The sequence below is a fragment of the Syntrophus buswellii genome, assembly GCF_046097065.1.
Lineage (GTDB): Bacteria > Desulfobacterota > Syntrophia > Syntrophales > Syntrophaceae > Syntrophus > Syntrophus buswellii.
The window spans coordinates 3,109,515-3,128,180 of the sequence record NZ_CP175563.1 but is presented as its reverse complement, the minus strand read 5'-3'; the positions used below and the strand labels follow the sequence as shown (position 1 = coordinate 3,128,180).

Annotated in this window: 18 protein-coding genes; 2 read left to right on the top strand and 16 right to left on the bottom strand. The window is 59.1% G+C overall.

Annotated elements, in window-relative coordinates:
• Window positions 1-116: 116 nt before the first annotated feature.
• The 11 genes from ACJ77P_RS14030 to ACJ77P_RS13980 all read right to left on the bottom strand — a co-directional run bounded on the left by ACJ77P_RS14030 (window position 117) and on the right by ACJ77P_RS13980 (window position 10,069).
• On the bottom strand, window positions 117-884 hold the full coding sequence (locus ACJ77P_RS14030; RefSeq protein WP_408998594.1) for an ABC transporter permease: 768 nt from the start codon (window positions 882-884) through the stop codon (window positions 117-119).
• Complete coding sequence (locus ACJ77P_RS14025) at window positions 881-1,666, bottom strand: ABC transporter ATP-binding protein (RefSeq protein ID WP_408998593.1); 786 nt, start codon at window positions 1,664-1,666, stop codon at window positions 881-883. The genes ACJ77P_RS14030 and ACJ77P_RS14025 overlap by 4 nt, the downstream gene beginning before the upstream one ends.
• Window positions 1,663-2,673, bottom strand: a complete 1,011-nt coding sequence (locus ACJ77P_RS14020; protein ID WP_408998592.1) for an FAD:protein FMN transferase — start codon at window positions 2,671-2,673, stop codon at window positions 1,663-1,665. Before ACJ77P_RS14020 ends, ACJ77P_RS14025 begins: the two co-directional genes overlap by 4 nt.
• A gap of 138 nt (window positions 2,674-2,811) precedes the next feature.
• The gene (locus tag ACJ77P_RS14015) at window positions 2,812-3,330 is read right to left on the bottom strand and encodes a SoxR reducing system RseC family protein (RefSeq protein WP_367360085.1); all 519 of its coding nucleotides are present in this window, start codon (window positions 3,328-3,330) and stop codon (window positions 2,812-2,814) included.
• A 175-nt stretch (window positions 3,331-3,505) separates the two neighbouring features.
• On the bottom strand, window positions 3,506-3,982 hold the full coding sequence (locus tag ACJ77P_RS14010; protein ID WP_367360084.1) for a universal stress protein: 477 nt from the start codon (window positions 3,980-3,982) through the stop codon (window positions 3,506-3,508).
• A 25-nt stretch (window positions 3,983-4,007) separates the two neighbouring features.
• A complete protein-coding gene (gene fdhD / locus ACJ77P_RS14005) occupies window positions 4,008-4,832 on the bottom strand; it encodes a formate dehydrogenase accessory sulfurtransferase FdhD (protein ID WP_408999436.1) in 825 nt (274 codons plus the stop codon).
• 2 nt (window positions 4,833-4,834) lie between these two features.
• Complete coding sequence (locus ACJ77P_RS14000) at window positions 4,835-5,536, bottom strand: formate dehydrogenase accessory sulfurtransferase FdhD (protein ID WP_408998591.1); 702 nt, start codon at window positions 5,534-5,536, stop codon at window positions 4,835-4,837.
• Between the two features lie 216 nt (window positions 5,537-5,752).
• A complete protein-coding gene (gene menA, locus ACJ77P_RS13995; protein WP_408998590.1) occupies window positions 5,753-6,637 on the bottom strand; it encodes a 1,4-dihydroxy-2-naphthoate octaprenyltransferase in 885 nt (294 codons plus the stop codon).
• On the bottom strand, window positions 6,634-7,485 hold the full coding sequence (gene menH / locus ACJ77P_RS13990; protein WP_408998589.1) for a 2-succinyl-6-hydroxy-2,4-cyclohexadiene-1-carboxylate synthase: 852 nt from the start codon (window positions 7,483-7,485) through the stop codon (window positions 6,634-6,636). Before menH ends, menA begins: the two co-directional genes overlap by 4 nt.
• Window positions 7,482-8,945: an AMP-binding protein gene (locus ACJ77P_RS13985; protein ID WP_408998588.1), complete on the bottom strand. Its 1,464-nt coding sequence runs from the start codon at window positions 8,943-8,945 to the stop codon at window positions 7,482-7,484. Before ACJ77P_RS13985 ends, menH begins: the two co-directional genes overlap by 4 nt.
• Window positions 8,942-10,069: an enolase C-terminal domain-like protein gene (locus ACJ77P_RS13980; protein WP_408998587.1), complete on the bottom strand. Its 1,128-nt coding sequence runs from the start codon at window positions 10,067-10,069 to the stop codon at window positions 8,942-8,944. The genes ACJ77P_RS13985 and ACJ77P_RS13980 overlap by 4 nt, the downstream gene beginning before the upstream one ends.
• Window positions 10,070-10,415: 346 nt before the next feature.
• Between ACJ77P_RS13980 and ACJ77P_RS13975 the strand changes: the two genes are divergently transcribed.
• Window positions 10,416-10,754 carry a hypothetical protein gene (locus ACJ77P_RS13975; protein ID WP_408998586.1) on the top strand — a complete coding sequence of 113 codons (339 nt, stop codon included), beginning with the start codon at window positions 10,416-10,418 and terminating at the stop codon, window positions 10,752-10,754.
• Window positions 10,755-10,832: 78 nt separating this feature from the next.
• Here ACJ77P_RS13975 and ACJ77P_RS13970 read toward each other — a convergent pair whose 3' ends face one another.
• The gene (locus tag ACJ77P_RS13970; RefSeq protein ID WP_367360077.1) at window positions 10,833-11,297 is read right to left on the bottom strand and encodes an LEA type 2 family protein; all 465 of its coding nucleotides are present in this window, start codon (window positions 11,295-11,297) and stop codon (window positions 10,833-10,835) included.
• A 219-nt stretch (window positions 11,298-11,516) separates the two neighbouring features.
• Entirely contained in the window at window positions 11,517-13,289 is a 1,773-nt protein-coding gene (locus ACJ77P_RS13965; RefSeq protein ID WP_408998585.1) for a flavocytochrome c, read from the bottom strand.
• A 441-nt stretch (window positions 13,290-13,730) separates the two neighbouring features.
• Between ACJ77P_RS13965 and ACJ77P_RS13960 the strand changes: the two genes are divergently transcribed.
• The gene (locus ACJ77P_RS13960) at window positions 13,731-14,480 is read left to right on the top strand and encodes an FmdE family protein (protein ID WP_367360075.1); all 750 of its coding nucleotides are present in this window, start codon (window positions 13,731-13,733) and stop codon (window positions 14,478-14,480) included.
• Window positions 14,481-14,639: 159 nt separating this feature from the next.
• Here the strand turns inward: ACJ77P_RS13960 and ACJ77P_RS13955 are convergent, their stop codons facing one another.
• From ACJ77P_RS13955 to ACJ77P_RS13945, 3 genes are read right to left on the bottom strand one after another with little or no spacing between them, the layout of a single operon-like run.
• Window positions 14,640-15,533: a 1,4-dihydroxy-2-naphthoyl-CoA synthase gene (locus ACJ77P_RS13955; protein WP_408998584.1), complete on the bottom strand. Its 894-nt coding sequence runs from the start codon at window positions 15,531-15,533 to the stop codon at window positions 14,640-14,642.
• A 28-nt stretch (window positions 15,534-15,561) separates the two neighbouring features.
• Window positions 15,562-17,298: a 2-succinyl-5-enolpyruvyl-6-hydroxy-3-cyclohexene-1-carboxylic-acid synthase gene (gene menD, locus ACJ77P_RS13950; RefSeq protein ID WP_408998583.1), complete on the bottom strand. Its 1,737-nt coding sequence runs from the start codon at window positions 17,296-17,298 to the stop codon at window positions 15,562-15,564.
• Window positions 17,298-18,662 (bottom strand): isochorismate synthase MenF, encoded by a 1,365-nt coding sequence (locus ACJ77P_RS13945; RefSeq protein ID WP_408998582.1) that lies wholly within the window; start codon window positions 18,660-18,662, stop codon window positions 17,298-17,300. The genes menD and ACJ77P_RS13945 overlap by 1 nt, the downstream gene beginning before the upstream one ends.
• Window positions 18,663-18,666: the final 4 nt, after the last annotated feature.

Sequence of the window (18,666 nt, the reverse complement as noted above, 5' to 3'; positions counted from 1 at the left end):
GCCGGCTCCCCGACGTATGCCCCGATGCGCCTTCGTCGCCCCATTTCCGCCGCTCTGCCGCCATGTTCGATCCGGAAGCGGAGTTCGTCCCTCTTTCGGGGTCGATGATCCCTGCTTCAAGGATAATATTGCCTGCGCTGCGCAAAGAGGTAGAGCGCGGACAGGAAAATGACGTTGGTAAACAGGACGATGGTCAGGATGTCAAGCACGGGATCTCCATCCAGCCCCAGAAGAATAACGCGCAGGAGATCCACCGCATAGCTGAAGGGATTGAGATAAATCAGAATCTTCAGCCAGTCCGGGATGTTGGACAGGGGATGAAGGGCGCCGCTGAGGAAAAAGACCGGCATGACAACGAAGTTGTTGACTGCGCCGAAGCCTTCAAGGGTGCGGATCCGCGCGGCGAGCAGCACGCCGACGGCGGTTACCGCCATGGCGATGAAAAAGATGGCCAGCAGGGTCTGGGCCAACTGCAGAAATCCGAGGGAGATGCCCAGGAGCGGATAGACCGCCAGAACGAGAACTCCCTGGCAGCCCGCGATGATGGTGCCGCTGAGGACCTTCCCGAGAATGATCGACCAGCGGGGTATCGGAGCGATGGTGATCTCCTTGAGAAAACCGAATTCGCGGTCCCAGACGATCGTGGCCCCGGACATCACCCCGGAAAAAAGGACGTTCATGGCGATGATGCCGGGAAAGATGTACTGCTGCCAGTTGATCCCGACGAGCGGCAGGGCGATGAACCCGAATTTGAGTCCGGTCCCGAGAAAAAAAAGCCAGAGGATAGGCCGGACAACGGCCCCGATGAGCGGTATCTTCTGGCGCGTCATCCGGATAAGATCGCGCTTCATGATGTAGTAACTGTCTTTCAGGCCGCTGGTCATTTGATTCTCCGCACGCGCAGGGCCGCCTTCAGCCGCTCCAGTTCACCGGTTTCCGAATCCTGAAGGTCCCGTCCGGTCAGGTGGAGAAAGAGGTCGTCCAGGGTCTTCTGCCCGTGGATTTCCTTTAAGCGGGCCGGGGTATCGCAGGCGATGACGGCCCCGTGATCTAGGATGGCGATCCGATCGCAGATTTCCGCCTCCTCGAGGTAGTGGGTTGTGAGAAGGATGGTGAGGGGGTAATCCTGGCGGAGGCTGGCGATATAGTCCCAGATGCGGCGGCGGGCCTGGGTATCGAGGCCGACGGTCGCCTCGTCCAGAAGCAGGAGCTGCGGCTGGTGCAGGATGCTCCGGGCGATTTCCAGGCGGCGTTTCATTCCGCCGGAGAAGGTGATCACCCGATCGTTGCTGCGGTCGGCCAGGCCCACCATGGCCAGGAGAGCGGTGATGCGTTGAGAGGCTTCCCGGGGGGGTACGTGATAGAACATGGCGTGAAAGTACAGGTTCTCATAAGCCGTCAGGCGCTCGTCCAGGCTCGAATCCTGAAAGATCACGCCGATGGAACTCCGGATCTTCGCCGCTTCGGTTGCCAGCGGCCAGCCGTTTACCGTCACGGAGCCGCTGTCCGGCTGCAGCAGGGTCACGAGGATATTGATCAGCGTCGATTTTCCTGCGCCGTTGGGACCGAGCAGGCCGAAGCACTCGCCCGGCGAGACGGAAAAAGACAGGTTCTTGAGGGCAGGATAACCATGAAAGGAATGAGAAACGCGCTCCACGGAAATCATGACGGCCTCAGCAATTGAAACCCCGGGGTCTTGTGCAGCTTTCCCTGGCTGTCGATCAGGATGGCCTTGAGGTTTTCCTGTTTTAAAAAGGCCATGCTCCAGTCGATGCTGTTTAGGAAGAGGGCTTTGGTGACGATGTCGGCCGTTGCCGCGTTGTCCGTAATCACGGTCACCAGGGCCATGGTTTCCCTGGCCGGCCAGCCGGTGCGGGGGTCGATGATGTGAGAATAGCGGTGACTGTCCTTGATGAAAAAGCGCCGGTTGTCGGCGGATGTGCCCATGGCCTCCCCGGAGCGCAGGACAATCACCCCGACCAGCTTTCCGGCCGATCGCGGGTTTTCCACACCGATTCGCCAGCCGCGGCCGCCTGGGCCGTCTCCGATCACCTTGATGCTGCTGCCGGCATTGATCATGGCGTTCGTGATGCCGTTCTTCATGAGAATCCTGGCGGCCTCTTCAACGGCGTACCCCTTGGCGATGCCGCCTACGGTCAAGGACATTCCAGGCTTCGCCAATCGGATCTGCCGCTTTCCCGGGAAGAACAGCATCTTGTCACTGCCGACCCTGGGCAGGGCGGCCTTGATGGCGTCAGGTTCGGGAAAATTGCCCTCTCCGTCGTAGCCGAAACCCCACAGTTCCAAAAGAGGATTAACCGTTACATCGAAGGCCCCGTTGGTCTTCCGCCAGTATTCGGCGGCCAGGGAGAGGATCTCCCACGTATCGCTGCTGACGTTAAGAGGGGGGCCTCCGGCTGAGGCGGCCAGACGGCTCAGGTCGGACCATTCTTCCCTGCCGACGGCGTCCTCGATCTGCTGCATGCGCGTAAAGGCCGCCGTGATCGCCGCTTCGGCACCCCGGTCGCAGGCCGTAATCTCGATGATGGTCCCCATCATCAAACGGGAACGGACCAGGGGCTCGTGAGCAATCCGGTTCCAGGCCATCCAGAAAAAGCCGAACATGGATCCGGAGAGAAGGAGCATCAGGATCGCTTTATGACTTTTTTTCATCGTCTTGTATTTCTGAGCGTTATCTCAATATGTTAAGGGGCGGGGCTCTGTCTCCTGTAGGCGCTGTCCTGTCCATGGGGCTCTTCGGCATCATGACGGGGAAATTCTGGGAGGCTTCGGGAGGAATGGAAGGAGTTGTTATAACATGGAAGCGCAACGGTCACAGCCAACCTGGCAGCCTGACGGCCCCTTTCCCTCTGCGCCGGACCGGGCTGCAAAAATGGCGGCAACCTCATCCCTGGTTTTGATGATGGAATCGATGACCGGCATATTCTCATCGGACCAGCGCCGATAGAACCAGATCCCCAGCAGGAAGCCCAGGAGCGCTCCTGCAGGAACGAAGATCGCCAGATTGCCGCTTTCCATCGAGGCACCCAGAATCCCGCCGGCCATCGAACCGGCACAGGGGAACCCGACCAGCACCATCACATTCTTGACGACGGATGAGCGCTTTCGGGAAACAGACACCCAGTCGCCGGGGGAGGCGCCTGCCAGGTTCAATGCCTCGGTCCGGACGATGGAGTTCTCCGTTGCGCAGTGGCATACGCGCCCTGCAATTTCGCTGGCATGGGGAATGTCGGGCCTGTCCGGCCGGATGACAATCTCTGCCCTGCCGTTGGGAAGAAGGCCCGTTACCGTGGCCCCATACTGTGCCATATCGTTACATCACATCCATTGCTTGAAGCAGAAGTATTCGGAGAGGAGCATAGGAAAAGCACACTTTCCTGTCAATGAAAAAAAAGTAACCGCCGGATATGGGAGCGGGAATGAAGTGCGGCGCCCCCGGCTCCTGTCCTGATCTCATGCCGGGGGGCGCCGGATGTTCCTTCCGTCAGTCTACGACAATGATCGACAGATTTTCCGCATGCTGGATGATCTTGTTGGAAACGCTGCCAAAGGCGTACTTCTTGTTGTCCGCCATTCCCCGTCTGCCGATAATGACGGCGTCGTAGTTTTCCCTGGCGGCCTCGATGAGAATGTCACCGGCAATATCGCCTTCCTGACTGCGAAGTTCAACGCAGATATGCTCGGCGGGAAACCCGGCCCTGACCAGCTTATTTTTGGCTTCATCCAGGAATCCCTGGGCGGCCGCTCTCTTGGCTTCCTCGATCACGCAGAAGTCCTTGAGGCCCTCCTCCAACAGGGGATGCAGCTCCGTAGGCCCTTTCAGTTCACAGGCTGCCGCCGGATCCGCCACAACGCTCATCAGGGTGATCTGGGCCGAGGGATTGATGGTGCCCGCCACGAAATCGATCGCTTTCAGGGAACTGTTTGACTTGTCCAGTGCCACCAGAAATTTCTTTGCCATTATCCTTCTCCTTTCGTCTGATTTGTTAAAGCACCCTTTCTGCGCCGGTATAAATCTTCATTTCCGCTTTCTCGGCAATGTTGCTGTCCCCCATGTCCTTGATCATTCTGGAACCTTCGGCCCGGGCGGAGCCGATGACGGTCATTCCGCACTGCTCGCCGATCTCCCGCCCCCTGTCTGTGACAGCGGTCTTGGTGGCGACCAGTGGGATGCCGGCGCGGGCGATTTTGATGACCATTTCGGAGGCCATGCGCCCGGTGGAAACCATGAAGGTGCGGGTGCAGTCGATCCCGTTCAGGAGTGCATAGCCGATGATCTTGTCCAGTGTGTTGTGCCTGCCGATGTCCTCCATGAGGCACAGGAGATTGCCCCGGGTGTCGAAAAGGGCGGCGGAATGAGCGCCTCCCGTTTGCTCATAAAGCGCGGCCTTTTCAAACAGGAGGGTCATGGCCTGGAAGATGTGCTGCCTGTCGATTTTAACATCCGACGTGAGGCAGGGAAGGACGGATGTCTCAAAATAGGCTGTTCGGCCGCCGCCGGAGACGATGCGGTAGGTGGTTTTTTCTTTCCTGCCCTTGAGCGCATCCGCATCAGCCAGAACCGCGTAGGCCCCTTTTTCCTTAATTTCCAGCGACACGATTTCCGCGGCACTCTCGATAAAGCTCTGTCCGAAGAGGTACCCGGCGACGAATTCCCTTTCCATCAGGGGCGTCACCGACGCTGTTGCGAGAAGTTCGCCGTTGACGATGATCGGAAGCTCTTTTTCGATGATGAGAAGAGCCTCGGCAGGCACAAAGGACCCTTCCTCCAGCCTCTGGACGTTAAACCGCTTCAATCCCGGCGCCGTCATTGTCACAGGATCCTCCAGGAATGAGAGTACACGACCATGGAATTCCGTTTTACCATGCCCACCAGGGTGATCCCCGCCTTTTCCGCCAATTCCACGCCCAGGGACGTGGGGACGCCCTTGGTTGCGATGATGGGAATGCCTGCGCTCAGGCACTTCAGGATCATTTCCGCCGGTTGGCGGCCCGTGGAAGTGGCCACGACGTCAGCGAAATCGACATCCTTCAGCAGGCCGGCTCCAATGACCTTGTCCAGGGCGTTGTGGCGGCCCAGATCTTCAGCAATGCAGACCGATTCCCTGCCCTCACGGAACAGCCCCGCACAATGGACGGCCCCTGTCTCCTCGAAAATCGGCGAGGTCAGGATGGCCTGGACGCAGCGGCGGACATCCTCGTGCCGCACCTTCAGTCCCGAGGTGAGCGCGGCGGGGAGGGCGCGCTGTTCTAGGCCGGGCCTGAGTTTAACGCGGACGGTTTGATCTTCGATCTCGATCGAGGAAATGTCTCCTGCATGTCGAATTCGCCCCTGGATGTACAGGTGGCCGATGACAAACTCCTTTTCAAGGGCGCCCAGAATCATGGCGGTGGCGAAATGCCGTCCATCCACAAGCACGGTCAGCGCCGTCTCCCGGATGATTCTCTCGCTGGTGGCGACGACCTCTCCGTCAGCCCGGATGCAGGAAACTTCCTGGAGTATTTTGCTGTCCATAGAACACCATAAAGGGTTTTGCGAAACCGCTGAGGGCAGTATCGCTCGTACGGCTGTTTATTGAGGAGCGGGTTCCACAATCCATTCCGCTAAAGACTATCTGATTTGCATCCTTAACGCAATCATTTTAGACCACGGCATCGGCCCCGCCGTTGCCGTCCCTCGGACATCTCTTCCGGGGGGTCCGCCTCGCCGTTGGGGCGGGCGAGACCGGTCCTAAAACAGGGCGGCAATGAGGATCAGACCGTTGATGAAATAAAAGATGCGGATATATTTTCCATGAAAATCCAATTCCACCCAATTGCGGATCGAGACGACAAGTCTCCAGACCTTGATCAGAAGGGGCAACGTCAAGAGCGTACACCAGGCGATCGGGGAAAAGTAGCCGGCCAGGGTCAGGGCGGCGATGCTGGCATAGATCGACGTCCAGAAGACGGCCAGGACGGTCCGGGCGCCTCTTTTCCCGAGGCGGACCGCCAGGGTGCGCTTGCCCGCGGCCTCGTCCGTTTCCATGTCGGGCAGGCTCTGGTAATACAGGATCAGAGCCACCATCAGTCCGATGGGAAGTGAAACGGGCAGGGCGGACCAGTCAACGCGACCCAGGAGGACCCAGTTGGAACCCATGACCATGACCGGACCCATGTTGATGGCGACGAACAGTTCGCCAAGGCCGTGGTAGCCGTACCTGACGGGGGGCGCCACGTAAAAGAGGCTGCTGAAAAAGGCCAGGGCCATCAGGGGAAGAATTGCCCACAGTTTCAGGGTCCAGACGAGATAGAAACCGATGAGCGCAGCGACGGTATAAAGAAGGATGATGGCTTTCCCCAGCTCCGTTAACGTGATCTTGCCCTCCTGGAGAACGCGGGAGCCGCCGATGGATTCCCCGGCATCGGTTCCCTGCATGTGATCGAAATAATCATTGGAAATATTCGTTGCAAAGTGCACCAGAAAAGATGCCACGAGGACCAGGGCAAAAGGGAGCACTTCGAACGAGTCCTGGCGATGCGCCAGGACTGCCCCGGCGGTCAGCGGAATGAGGGTGGCGACGAAGAACGGCGGTCGGCTTGCCTGAACCCACGCCTTTAATGTTTCTCGATTCACCTTTCAGCTCCTTTGTCTGCGCCCCGGGGGACGGCGGTCTGCTCCGCCTTGAGAATCCGCTCCAGGGCCCGGAGGATCTTTTCCGGGAACTGGGCGTGGATGTTGTGAGAAGCGTTTTGAAAGACCGTCACGTTCATCCCGGGGATCTTCTCCTTGATCGTTCTGGCTGTTCCGCAATAGGCTTCATCCCTCTCCCCGCAGAAATAGAACAGGGGAAAGCGCAACCCCGCCAATCGCTCCGCAAAGAAGGGGTGGCTCCCGACGCTGAGAATCTTCAGGGATTGGCGGAGTTCCGCGACGTTGTTGTCCCGCCTCGTCCGTAGAATCTCCTGCAGGGCGGATGTACCCGCAAGGGTGCGAAACAGGGGCAGACGATACCACCCTTCCAGAAATGCCGCAAGATCCTTCTCCGTCCGCACATCGGCCAGCAGGTCCTGATCCTGGAGGTATCGCCGTCGTCTCTCTTCCGGATCGGCAATGCCGAAAGAGGCCGATTCAAGGACGATCCGCTCGATCCGATCCGGAGCCAGAAGGGCGACATTCTGAGCAAGCCGCCCTCCCATGGAATATCCGTAGAGGCTGAAGCGGCTCACCCCCAGGGCATCCAGATTCTGCAGGACCAGATGGGCGGCGTCTTCCATCGTCTGCAGGGCCCTGAGGGAGTCGCTTCTGCCAAAGAGGGAATTCCCATGCCCGGGAAGATCGAAGGTCAGGCAGCGGCAGATCCCGGCAAGAGGCTGTGCGATGGCTTGCAGCGAGTGGCGGCTTCCCATGAATCCGTGCAGAAAGACAACGGTGCGGAGATTCCGGTGGCCGAATTCTCCGTAATGCAGAGACAACGCCTTCATCGGCCGCCTGCCGGCCCCGGGCCGGCCATTTCTTCGGCCAGCTTCGCCAGGGCTTCCCGGCTGTATTTCATTTTTCCCTCCCTGTTTTGCGGTTCCAGCCGGAGGATCCGCTTCGGAACCTTGTAGCCGGGCAGCCGCTTCTTCAGGGCGGCAAGAAGCCAGCCCGCATCGAACAAACCTGAACATTCGACGAAAGCCCAGGGGACCAGCCCGAACTCCCGATCGGGGACCGGCACGGCGATGGCCGTTGAGATGGAATCCAGCGCCAGCAGGGCATTTTCAATCTCAAATGGGGAGATGTTCTCGCCTCCGGAGATGAAAATCCCATCCTTCCGCCCCAGCACCACCAGATTGCCTGCGGGGTCCAGATAGCCGAGGTCTGCCGTCCGAAAGATTCCTTCTCCTTCGGCGGGTGGTGTCGGGGGATCGTCGAGATATCTTCGGAAAAGCGTCTTTCCCCCCAGCAGGATGGTCCCGTCCTTCGCAATCCGGATTTCCCGATAGGGAAGCGGCTTCCCGGCGGTGAAATAGGAGCTCCTGTCCGAACCTTTCGCCACACCTGTGGCCTGGGTACATGATTCCGTGGACCCGTAGGTCGGCATCACGGGAATGCCCAGATCCAGAGCCTTTTCAATCAGCCATGCCGGAATCGGCGCGCCGCCCAGCTGGATGGCCTTGGCCTTTTGAAGGGCGGCGACGGTGTCTTCTGAGGACAGGCAGCGGATGAGCTGAGTCGGCACCAGGGACAGGACGGAGGGGCGGTGGATCCGGATCGCGGCATCGATTCCTTTCATCGATTCCGGCAGGATGCAGGCGCTTCCTGCCAGGAAAGTGCGGATCCAGATCAGGATGCCGCCGACATGGAAAAGGGGCAGGCTGATAAGCCAGCGGTCCTCCGGCTCCATCCCGATGAAGATGTCCGTTCCCAGGGCGCTGTAAATGTAATTGCCCACGGTATGAATAATTCCACGGGGTTTTCCCGTCGATCCCGATGTGAAGATGACGCTGGCCTCCTGCCGGAACGGGATCGCCGGCCATGGACGGCCTTCCCTCCAGAGATCCGCATCGGAGGGCGGGCTCTGAAGCAGTATGCCGGGGTGAAGAATGGGCACGTCGGCGGAAGGCGGCACATCCCCGGCTGTAATGAGAAAATCAAGCGGGGCGGCCTTCAGAAGACTGTCCAGCGGTGCTTTGAAATCCAGGGGAAGATAGAGAAATCCCTCAACCCAGGCCGCGAGCATCAGGAGCAGGTGCAGCTCGCTGTTTTCCCCGTGGAGTGCCGCCAGATGGCCCCGGCGCACCCCGGCCTTCCGGAGGGTGGCGATCACGTCTCCAAGGCTCTTGCTGATGTCACCAAAGGTCCGGACGCCCTCCGGCGTCAGCAGGGCCGGATTCGGCCGGAACTCCTCGAACAGCCGCGCCAGGTCGATGGATTCGTTCTGCAGGAAGACGGGCTTCATAAGACTTTTTCCCCGAGGCAGGACGGGTTGAGCAACGCCCTTCCGAGGAGGAGCCCGGCGGGAATTTCCAGCTTCCCTCCGCTCAGTCCGGGGGACGGCGTCAGAATATCGGCGGCAAGGTAGCGCAATGTATCCAGACCATGGGCTGTCTCCGGCGGAATGCCGGCCAGGCGGGAAAAGACGCCAAGGACGGAGAGGGTGAGGCCGGAATTGAAGGCGGAGCTGAGGATCGTCCGGATGCCGCTGCGCTCCGCATCCTCGACGGCCCGAGCCATGGCATGCAGACCCCTGAGGAGTCCGGGCTTGAGGATGACCGCCCTCACCGCCGGGTCCAGTTCCGATGGACGGGGTTCTTCCGGATCGAGAAGGCCTGCCAGCGATTCATCCAGGGCCAGAGGCCATGGGAGATCGCCTGCCTTTTCCAGCTCCGCTTCCGCAAGGGGCTCTTCGACGTACTCCACGGGAAGATCGCAGAGAGCCTCAAAATAGCGCCGGTATGCCGCCGCCGTCAGGTTCCGGTTGCCGTCAAGGCGCAGGGAGACCCCCGTTCCCATCTCTTCGGCCAGGATGCGGATCTGCCGGATTTCCCCATTTTCCGGGAGCCTGCCTATCTTGATCTTGATTGTCGTTGCACCGCTGTTCTTCAGGTCCCGGATCTGCCGCTCCAGGCCCTCTTCGGCGGGCTCCGGGATGAAAAGGGCGTTGACGGGGATCCTCCAGGTTCCATCCGCAAAGGGGGGAAGGTTGTTCCGGCTCTTCCCGCCACCGGCCTGGAGATAAAGGCCCAGCAGGGCGCTTTCCACACCGAAGAGGGTGTGTTCCGTCCAGGAGGACACCGGGGCGTCGGCCATGCCCAGAAGAGGCTCCGTCAGCAGGAGCGGTCCGCAGGTGACGCAAAGGCTTTTCATGGTCTTCCCTACCGACGGGATATCCTGGAGACATCGTTCCAGCGTCACCGTATCAAAGCCGGCCAGGGGGGCGATCTCCCCATAGCCGCAATGGTTGTTCCCGGCTCTAAGGGCGATCAGGAGCCCGTCCCTGTCAGGCAGGACCTTCCGGCCGACCGTCACCGGCCTGGCGAAGGGAAGAGAAAAGCGATAGACTTCTGTGCCGATGATCCTCATCGTGAATGTGCCCCGAAATCCCCCTCTGTGGGAGGAAAGCATGGTAGACGAAGAAACGTCCAAGGTGTCCCCGCGCAGGGATGGATGGAAGCCTTCGTCTTAACAGAAGGTGAGCATAGGGAAAAAGACCGCAGCGTGTCAATGATAAAAGGCGGCCGAGGGGGAGGGGCTTGTGCCCTTCGGCCGCGAAGTTCTGGGCAACCTTTATGTTGAACAGCCATGGGAACTTGAGTATGATGATGAGCAGGTCACGCCGGGGGGAGACAAGGGGCAACGGCCGGGATGACGGGCGATTTGACGCGATGGAAAGAAGTGGAAGGGAAGAGGCATGCCGGAGGGTGGGCAGATGAATTACAAGTTCAAGAGAATCAAAGTCCATGGACTCCTCGTCGTGGAAACGGAAGAAGGCTATGACCAGCGGAGCGTCGATGTCATTCCATTGGAGGTTGACGCGAATCTGGAATCGGATGCAAGGACGATTCAGCCCGGCGAAACGGTCATCGGCCTGATTCAGAACCCGAAGATCTTCCATGTCTATGCCGAGATGGAAGACGGGACGTGGCTCGACCTGGGATACGACTGCATCGAGGACGAATATGAACGGGACTGGGACAAAGTCGTAGAGGAAGCCATCGCGGAATACCAGAGGGAGCAGGCACAGAGCGGTCATGATACGTCGGGGTAATCGATGAACCCCATCCTAATTAAGGGTGCTCCCCCGGTTCAACCGGGGCATGGACCTGCAGGAAAAGCCCCTCTTCTTCTACTTGAATTCGCCCGTTTCGTTGAAGGGGATGCGGAAAAAAGGCGCCCCCGAATAAAGGGATCCTTTCAGCCGGTACTTCAATCCCGAATCGAATCCCCCTTTCCCCAGCTCCGAAAGCTGCCGCAGGATGCTGGTGAGCCCGGTATAAGCCTCGATTTTGACGGTCTTCGTGCTCAGGCGCTCCACGGTAAGGCTCTGATTTGAAACCCCCTTGGCAAAGGGCTGGCCGTTGATCTCCAGATCGAAAACAACCCCGGTGATGTTCAAGTCCCTCTCCGTGGTATTGAGAATCCGAAGCTCCATCAAAAACGTCTGCTCCATAAGGCGCATCTCCTTGGGAGCAATACTGACGATATCGATGCGTGGCTTTTCCCCCCTCCAGAAAACCGGGGCGCATCCGGAAACCGCAGCCGCGAAGAGCACCATCCACAGCGCATACGGCCAAATGACGTTTCTTCTCATTGCCTCTGCCTTCTTTCCGGCGATGCCGCCAGATGAACGTGATGGATTCCAGTGGTGAAATCCCTGAGAAAAAGCTTTTTGATCCGGAGCGGCACCGGATCCCCGGGGCTGTCTCGTGATCATTCCTGATTATGAAAGAATTTTGGGGGCATAACACGTATGAGCCATCCGGAAATACATGTTATGTCCCCCGAAAAGATGAGATCGATTTGTCCGTCATCACTGTTTTGCAAATTTTGCGGCGCTTTCACCGACGATTCTTCCAAAAACGATGGTCTGCGTGATGGAATTTCCGCCCAGGCGGTTTGCGCCATGAACACCGCCTGTCCCCTCGCCGGCGGCAAACAGTCCGGGAATGGGCTTGCCGTCCTTAGCCATCACCTGGGCGTTTGCGTCCACCTTCAGGCCGCCCATGGTGTAATGCACACCGGGCATGATTTCAATGGCATAGAATCGCGGAGTTTTGATCGACCGGGGCATGTCAGGCCTCTTGAACGCGGCATCGCTCTTTTCGTCAACGGCCTTATTGTAGGCGCTGAGGGTCGCCTCAAGTTCTGCTGCAGGCACTTTGATCTTCGCTGCCAGGTCGGCTATGGTCGTCCCGGCGGTGACCAGATTCAGATGAAAGTAGCCTTCGATCTGCCTGAGGCTTTTTCGGATCCCTTCGTCAAAGACGAGGAACGCCGACTTGCCGGTCTGGGCGAGAATGGCGGCGGAGGCGGCATCGCGGGTCGTCATTTCGTTTACAAACCGCCTGCCGTCGCGGTTCACGAGAATGGCACCGTTGCCGCGCACCGCTTCAGTAATCAGGATGCGGCTGCCTGCGGCAACCGTGGGATGTATCTGTATCTGCTTCATATCGACCAGATCCCCACCTGCCGCATCACCGAGATGTATCCCGTCGCCCGTCGCGCCCGGTTGATTGGAGGTGGTCATCCCTTTGAACGTCGGCTGGTAATAGGCCACTCGTTCGGGATTGGCGGAAAATCCCCCGGCGGCAATGATGACCGCCTTGGCCGAAATCTTGTAGAGTTTGCTGTGCTTGCCTTCCACCAGCACGCCGGTCACGCGTCCCTTGCCGTCCTCCAGAATCTTGATCGCCCGGCTGTTGACCCGGATATCGATCTTGCGGTCTTCCGCATTTTTCTTCAGGGCCTGGGTGATGTTCGCGCCGACGGCGGCTCCCCCGCTGGGCCTGTGGGCCCTGGCGGCGCTTGCCCCGCCCAATCGCCCCACATCGCTCAGATCGGCTCCGAGAGAGGTGAGCCAATCAACGGCGGCGGCGGAATCCTTTGCCAGGATTTTGACCAGACCGGGATCACTGGTGTTCTTTCCGCCTTTCATCGTGTCTTCGTACATGAGATCCACGGAATCCTTGATGCCTTTCTCCTTCTGAATCCTTGTTTCCGAGGCGTTCATTCCGCCCGCGGCAAGCTGGCTGTTCCCGCCGGTAATGGGCATTTTTTCCAGGAGAATGACTTTCGCCCCTCTGTCGTGGGCGGTGATGGCCGCGGCAAAGCCCGTTGCCCCTGCCCCGATGATCACGATATCCGTCTTGTCCGTTCGAAGGTTCGCCGGGATCTCTTTCACAACGGGCAGAGTGGTCGAAGGCACACGGGCGGCGACTTTGCCGAAGGGTATGTTCATGTCGAAATGATGGCAGCCGAGACAGTACGACATGGAATCGGCATGCCCGGCATGGCAGACCGTGCAGTTCATGTTGCCGAGATGCGATTTGTGCGCGTTGACCGCTTCTTCCGACTTTTCAGCCACCTTGGCGAGCGACCCGTGGCACTTGACGCAGGCGGAGTTGACAAGTGTTTCGTTGTCATCAACCTCCATGGTGTCGCCATGACAGGCGGTGCAATTCAATCCCTTGTCCTTGTGGGCATCGGCAAGATAGGGCCCATTTGCTGAAGCCCAGAGCAGCACCGATGCGAAGACGGCAATGACCGCAAAGAGCATTGACGCCATCCATTTTCCTGATTTCATGGGAAACCTCCTCATATCGGGGAAACATAAAAACGGTTGTGGGTTTGAATACGCTTCCTGAACCCTGGGGCTTGATCCTGCAAGTCCGCAACAAAAAGATTATAGGTGCAAAAAGATGCCGTGTCAATCGGCGCTGATATCGCCAGGGTGCATTGACGAGAGAAGAGTTGTCACGACATGTTCCGGCGGCTTTTTCTTTGCCGGGGGGCGGTTGCAGAGGAAGGTTCAGCGGGCCCCGGGGTGGACATCCGGGTGGTCTCAGGAACATCCGGATTGCAACGCCCGCGAGAGGTCAAAAAGAAATGGCCACATAGGATTCGCATGGTATAATCGATCCGCCGGTGTGCCGTCACGGGAGGCTTCATGGAATGGTGGCGAGATGCTTTGGAGTGAGTCGATACCGTGCGGCTTGAAGAACATATCTAAGGAGGGCTTTGAAAAATGAGACGTTTGGAAAAGGGGCAGGCAAGCGTTGGTGAGGCGGCGTCCGATCCGCATCGGGCAACGGATCTGGATCGGAGAGATTTTCTGAAGAGTGCAACCATGTTAGGCACGGCAGTGATCGCGTTCACCTCTTCGGAGCGTGTCTTTGCCGGGAACGAACGTTCCGGTGCCCCTCCGGCGGCAGGCCTGCCGGGAAACGAACAGGAACTTCCTTTTGTGAAAATTCCCGATGTTTCGATCCTGATGAGAAGTCCTGATTCCGTCCTCGTCGGGGTGGCCACAAGCGATGTGGTTGAAATTAAGCTTGCCGACGTGATGAAGGTTCATGGATACTGCGGGGGGAGCGCCTTTGCCTTCCGGGCGGCTCAGGAGGCCTTCAAAATTTTATATCCCGACAGGCTTCCTCTGCGCCAGTCCATCAAGGTGCAGACCTCGATACATTGCTGCCAGGCTGATGCCCTGGCCTACATTACCGGCGCCAGGACGGATCTGAGCGCCTTGCCCACCAGGGGAGACCTGGTGTTGATTCCCGTGGAGAAAAACCAGATGGTTTTCATGGACAAGCAAACGGGAAATCAGGTTATCCTGAAGCCCAACGTCAACCCCCACGACACCTTCAGCCCCCTGTACAAGCGGGTGCGCAAAGAGCCCGGTTTTGCGCCACAGGTCCACAGAGTGATGCATGAGAAGATACAGGAATACATTTACGCGCCTCAGGAAAAGCTGTTTCAGATAGTCCGGGTGTAAGAAGCATTCTCCGGCATCGGGGCACGCAAGGCGCTCTCTCTTCCGTTGCGGCCGGGAGTGCGGAGCGCATCCCCTTTCCGGCCGATCCGTTTCGGCATCCCGGGCGTTATGCGTCGGCTGGACGCATAACGTGCCCGATCCGCCCTGGTTCTCTGGATTTCAGAAGTGCCAGGGGAATTTCTTGAAGTCCTGGGGGCGCTTCTCCAGAAAGGCATTGCGCCCTTCTTCGGCTTCCGGTGTGCCGTATGCCAGCCGTGTAGCCTCCCCGGCGAAGATCTGCTGTCCCACCATGCCGTCGTCCAGCAGGTTGAAACCGTACTTCAGCATCCGCATGGCCGTCGGCGATTTGGAGTTCATGATTCCCGCCCATTCAAGGGCGACGTTCTCCAGATCCACGTGAGGAACGACCTTGTTCACCATGCCCATCTCGAAGGCATCCTGGGCGGTATAGTTGAACCCCAGGAAAAAAATCTCCCTGGCGCGCTTCTGGCCGATATGCTTTGCCAGGTAAGCGGAGCCGTAACCGCTGTCGAAGCTGGCGACATCGGGATCGGTCTGCCGGAAGATGGCATGCTCTTTCGAGGCAAGCGTGAGATCGCACACGGCGTGGAGGCTGTGACCGCCGCCGACGGCCCAGCCGGGGACAACGGCCACGACAATCTTGGGCATGAACCGGATCAGGCGTTGAACTTCAAGGATATGAAGCCGTCCCAGGCGGCTGAAATCGACCGCCCCTTTCTGGCCCGCATATTTATAGCCGTCCCTGCCACGGATCTGCTGATCGCCCCCGGAACAGAAGGCCCAGACGCCATCCTTGGGAGAAGGGCCATTTCCCGTGAGGAGCACCACGCCGACGTCGGGGGTCATGCGGGCATGGTCCAGAGCCAGGTAGAGTTCGTCGACCGTCCTGGGCCGAAAGGCATTGCGGATTTCCGGCCGGTTGAAGGCGACGCGGACGGTCCCCTGTTCCTTGGCGCGATGGTAGGTGATGTCCGTAAATTCGAAGCCGGGAACTTCAAGCCAGAGTTCCGGGTCAAAAATTTCTGAAATCATGGGTTTCTCTTTCCTTTCTGAAATGGGGTTATGGCAGGCGGATCTGCTGCATGTCCGCAAACGTTCTCAGATCTTCCTCCGGGGACAGGATCACTTCGAGGATGGCGGAACGCTCCAGCTTCAGGGCCTGGCCGTAATGATGAGCCACTTCCCCCGGTGTCCCCGCCTTGAAATAGGGCAGATCGAACTGAGCTGCCATCCGCTCGAAGGTCATGCCGTGGGGGGTTGTCATGTAAGGATCGATAATCTCGGGAAAATTGCGGATGGGGAGCCTCTCAAAAATCCTCCCCCCCCCGTTGTTGATTACGACGAGGATGACGGGTGTCGTGCTCCCGGCGAGAAGCAGGAGGGAATTCAGATCATGAAGAAAGGAGATGTCGCCGATCACCGCTGTCACCCGCCGCTGTGAGGCTTCGGCAAAGCCGACGCTCGTGGCGATATTTCCCTCGATCCCGCTCACCCCGCGGTTGGAGATAACGGAAATCCTCCGTGGAAAGGGGGAACGGACGGCATCGAAGGCCCGGATGACCAGGGAATTTCCCAGGAACAGGCCCTCCCCGTCGGGAATCCCGGCAAGGATGTCGACCGCGATTCCGGGAAAGCTCAAGACCTTCCGGGCAAGGAGGGTTTCCATGAGCTGGTAGAGGGTTTCCATGGGACCGAGAAGACGCAGTCGCGCCACCCTGTCCAGGGACAGATCGTTCTGAAGATTCAAGGCGTCTACAAAGGCATGGGCGGAAACCAGGATGCGGCTGTTCACCCGATGGGCGGGATCGCGCAGCCCCTTCCGGGGGCAGATCTGGATCACCTCCGCCTCGCTTTGAGGCAGAAGGGTGGCGTAGTAATGCTTGGATACGAGACCGGAACCGAACTGCAGGATCGTTTCGGGGGAGTATTCCGCGATCAACCGGATGGCTTCGGGGTGATCCAGGCTGAAGAGCTGCCGGGTCGCCGGAAGAATCCCCTTCATGGACGAAGCGACGTCGCAGAACACCGGCCAGCCGAGGGTCATGACCAGCCATTCGAGGGCTTCGATATCCTCAGGCCCATCGAGGCGGCCGATGACCACCAGCCCCCTGGAGGTGGCGGCGATTTTAGCCGCGATGCCGTCCATGTCGCGGATCATCGTCTCCGGGGCGGGGTAGCTTGTGTAGGGCCTGCTTCGGCTGTACAGACGCTCTGCCATCTCCAGCAGCCCTTTGGGAATCGGCTGAGGGTCGGGAAGGCCCGGCACCAGGGGGTCCCGGAAGGCGCAGTTGACGTGGACCGGACCGGTTGCCGCGGTAACGAGGTAATCGATCTTGGCCAGCAGGGCCTCCAGGGGATAATCAGCACAGGGGCAGGGCAGGAAAAGGGAGTCCCGGCAATAGGACCCGTAAAGATCCGGCTGGACAATCGTCTGGTTGGCGTCGCTTCCCACGAGCTCCGGGGGGCGGTCCGCGCTGAGGATCATCATCGGGACCTCGTCCCGGAAACCTTCAATGGCCGCCGGGTAATAGTTGGCCGGCGCCGTTCCGGAGGTGCAGACCAATACGCCGGGACGGCCTGTGGCCTTCGCATGACCGAGGGCACGGTATCCGGCCGCCCTCTCGTCCACGCAGACCTTCTTCCTGGCCCGGTCCTCATGGGCCAGGGCGGAGATCAAGGGGGCATTGCGGTTGCCGGGAGAAATAAAAAACGTGTCCAGCCCGTTCTTGATCAGTTCGGCGACGATCAGCGACGACCACAGCAGATTGAGATTATCGGACAGCGGCAGGGGAGGCATCAGATTTCTCCCAGGATGGCGGCAAAGTTGTCCATCTTCTTTTCCGTTTCCTTCCATTCGGCATGGGCGTTTGACTGCAAGACGATACCGGCTCCGGCGAAAATATGCAACGACTTCCCGTTGACCAGGGCCGAGCGGATCCCGACGGAGAAATCGGCGTTTTTCCGGTTCATCCAGCCGATGGGGGCCGCGTACCATCCCCGCTGGAAGGGTTCATAACGGCGAAGGCACGAACGGATTTCCTCCTGGGGAAAACCGCCCACGGCGGGGGTGGGGTGAAAGGCTTCGGCAATGGCCAAAGGGGAGAAATTCTGTTGCGACCGGCCGGAATACCGGGTGATGATGTGCTGAACATTTTTCAGCTTCAGGATCTCTTCCCTGGATTCTACCTGCACATCCGCGCAGAGCTGATGCATCCTGGTCTCGATGAAGCCGGCGACAAAACGATGCTCTTCCAGCTCCTTCGGGGTGTTCAGCAATTCCGCCTCGAGGCGTTGATCATCGAATGGATTTTTCCCCCGGGTCCGCGTTCCGGCGATGGCATCCGCCAGGAGGATCCCGTTCTGCATGCGGAAGAGCCGCTCCGGGGAACGGCCCAGGAACGCAACGCCGTCCTCGATCTGGTAGAAAAAGAGCGAAGACATCTCTGAAATTCCCGCCAGGACCGCGGCAATCTGAACAGGATCCCAGCGATCCTTCCGCGTGAAAACCTTCTTCCGGGCCAGGACGATCTTTTTCAAATCCCCCTCGACGATGGTCCGGAGCGCCTTTTTGATCATCCTGTTCCATTGAGGCTTTTCAGGGATCAGCGTCCTCTCCGCAGGGACCGGCTGGCCTGCTGCCGGGGAAAGGCGGGGCAGGGCGTCCAGGGATTGCAGACCGTCCGTCAGTTCCCGGAGGACATGCTCCCGGGGCAGCCTTTTATTATTGATATGATTGACGCGGATCCTTGCGCCCCCGGGGGATCTGAAAATCTCAACGAGCGGCAGCGTGAACCGGTAGCGTCCGAAGGATCGCCATTCGGGAGCGGGCTCTTCCTCGACATCAAAGGCAAAGCCGCCGAAGACGGGAATGGTTTCATCCCGGTTCCACAAGCGGCGGAACCCATCCAGCACTTCGCCGCCCGATACGGCCTCGATCACCAGGGCGCTTCCCAATCCCCCGAGTTCAAAGGGGGCGTCCTTGGCGCTGTAGTAGAATTTTTCCGCCACCGGGCAGGAGAGGACAAGATCGAGGACCGGATCGGGCAAAGCCACCTCCTTCTCGATGCGCACAAGGTATCTGGCCTCTTTCCTCCCGGGATGCTGGACGAGGCGGTTGATCTCTTCCTGAAAGAGGGGATAAAAGAGAAAATCGGATTTCATGGTA

What these genes read in the sequence shown, in the direction of transcription:
- ACJ77P_RS14010 (WP_367360084.1), bottom strand. Translation starts at nt 3,982, where the DNA reads ATGGCAAAGAAATTTCTGGTGGCACTGGACAAGTCAAACAGTTCCCTG.
- ACJ77P_RS14015 (WP_367360085.1), bottom strand. Translation starts at nt 3,330, where the DNA reads ATGGCACAGTATGGGGCCACGGTAACGGGCCTTCTTCCCAACGGCAGG.
- ACJ77P_RS13960 (WP_367360075.1), top strand. Translation starts at nt 13,731, where the DNA reads ATGAGACGTTTGGAAAAGGGGCAGGCAAGCGTTGGTGAGGCGGCGTCC.
- ACJ77P_RS13955 (WP_408998584.1), bottom strand. Translation starts at nt 15,533, where the DNA reads ATGATTTCAGAAATTTTTGACCCGGAACTCTGGCTTGAAGTTCCCGGC.
- ACJ77P_RS14025 (WP_408998593.1), bottom strand. Translation starts at nt 1,666, where the DNA reads ATGATTTCCGTGGAGCGCGTTTCTCATTCCTTTCATGGTTATCCTGCC.
- ACJ77P_RS13975 (WP_408998586.1), top strand. Translation starts at nt 10,416, where the DNA reads ATGAATTACAAGTTCAAGAGAATCAAAGTCCATGGACTCCTCGTCGTG.
- ACJ77P_RS13980 (WP_408998587.1), bottom strand. Translation starts at nt 10,069, where the DNA reads ATGAGGATCATCGGCACAGAAGTCTATCGCTTTTCTCTTCCCTTCGCC.
- ACJ77P_RS13970 (WP_367360077.1), bottom strand. Translation starts at nt 11,297, where the DNA reads ATGAGAAGAAACGTCATTTGGCCGTATGCGCTGTGGATGGTGCTCTTC.
- ACJ77P_RS13945 (WP_408998582.1), bottom strand. Translation starts at nt 18,662, where the DNA reads ATGAAATCCGATTTTCTCTTTTATCCCCTCTTTCAGGAAGAGATCAAC.
- ACJ77P_RS13965 (WP_408998585.1), bottom strand. Translation starts at nt 13,289, where the DNA reads ATGAAATCAGGAAAATGGATGGCGTCAATGCTCTTTGCGGTCATTGCC.
- ACJ77P_RS13985 (WP_408998588.1), bottom strand. Translation starts at nt 8,945, where the DNA reads ATGAAGCCCGTCTTCCTGCAGAACGAATCCATCGACCTGGCGCGGCTG.
- ACJ77P_RS14020 (WP_408998592.1), bottom strand. Translation starts at nt 2,673, where the DNA reads ATGAAAAAAAGTCATAAAGCGATCCTGATGCTCCTTCTCTCCGGATCC.
- menH (WP_408998589.1), bottom strand. Translation starts at nt 7,485, where the DNA reads ATGAAGGCGTTGTCTCTGCATTACGGAGAATTCGGCCACCGGAATCTC.
- ACJ77P_RS14000 (WP_408998591.1), bottom strand. Translation starts at nt 5,536, where the DNA reads ATGGACAGCAAAATACTCCAGGAAGTTTCCTGCATCCGGGCTGACGGA.
- ACJ77P_RS14030 (WP_408998594.1), bottom strand. Translation starts at nt 884, where the DNA reads ATGACCAGCGGCCTGAAAGACAGTTACTACATCATGAAGCGCGATCTT.
- menD (WP_408998583.1), bottom strand. Translation starts at nt 17,298, where the DNA reads ATGCCTCCCCTGCCGCTGTCCGATAATCTCAATCTGCTGTGGTCGTCG.
- fdhD (WP_408999436.1), bottom strand. Translation starts at nt 4,832, where the DNA reads ATGACGGCGCCGGGATTGAAGCGGTTTAACGTCCAGAGGCTGGAGGAA.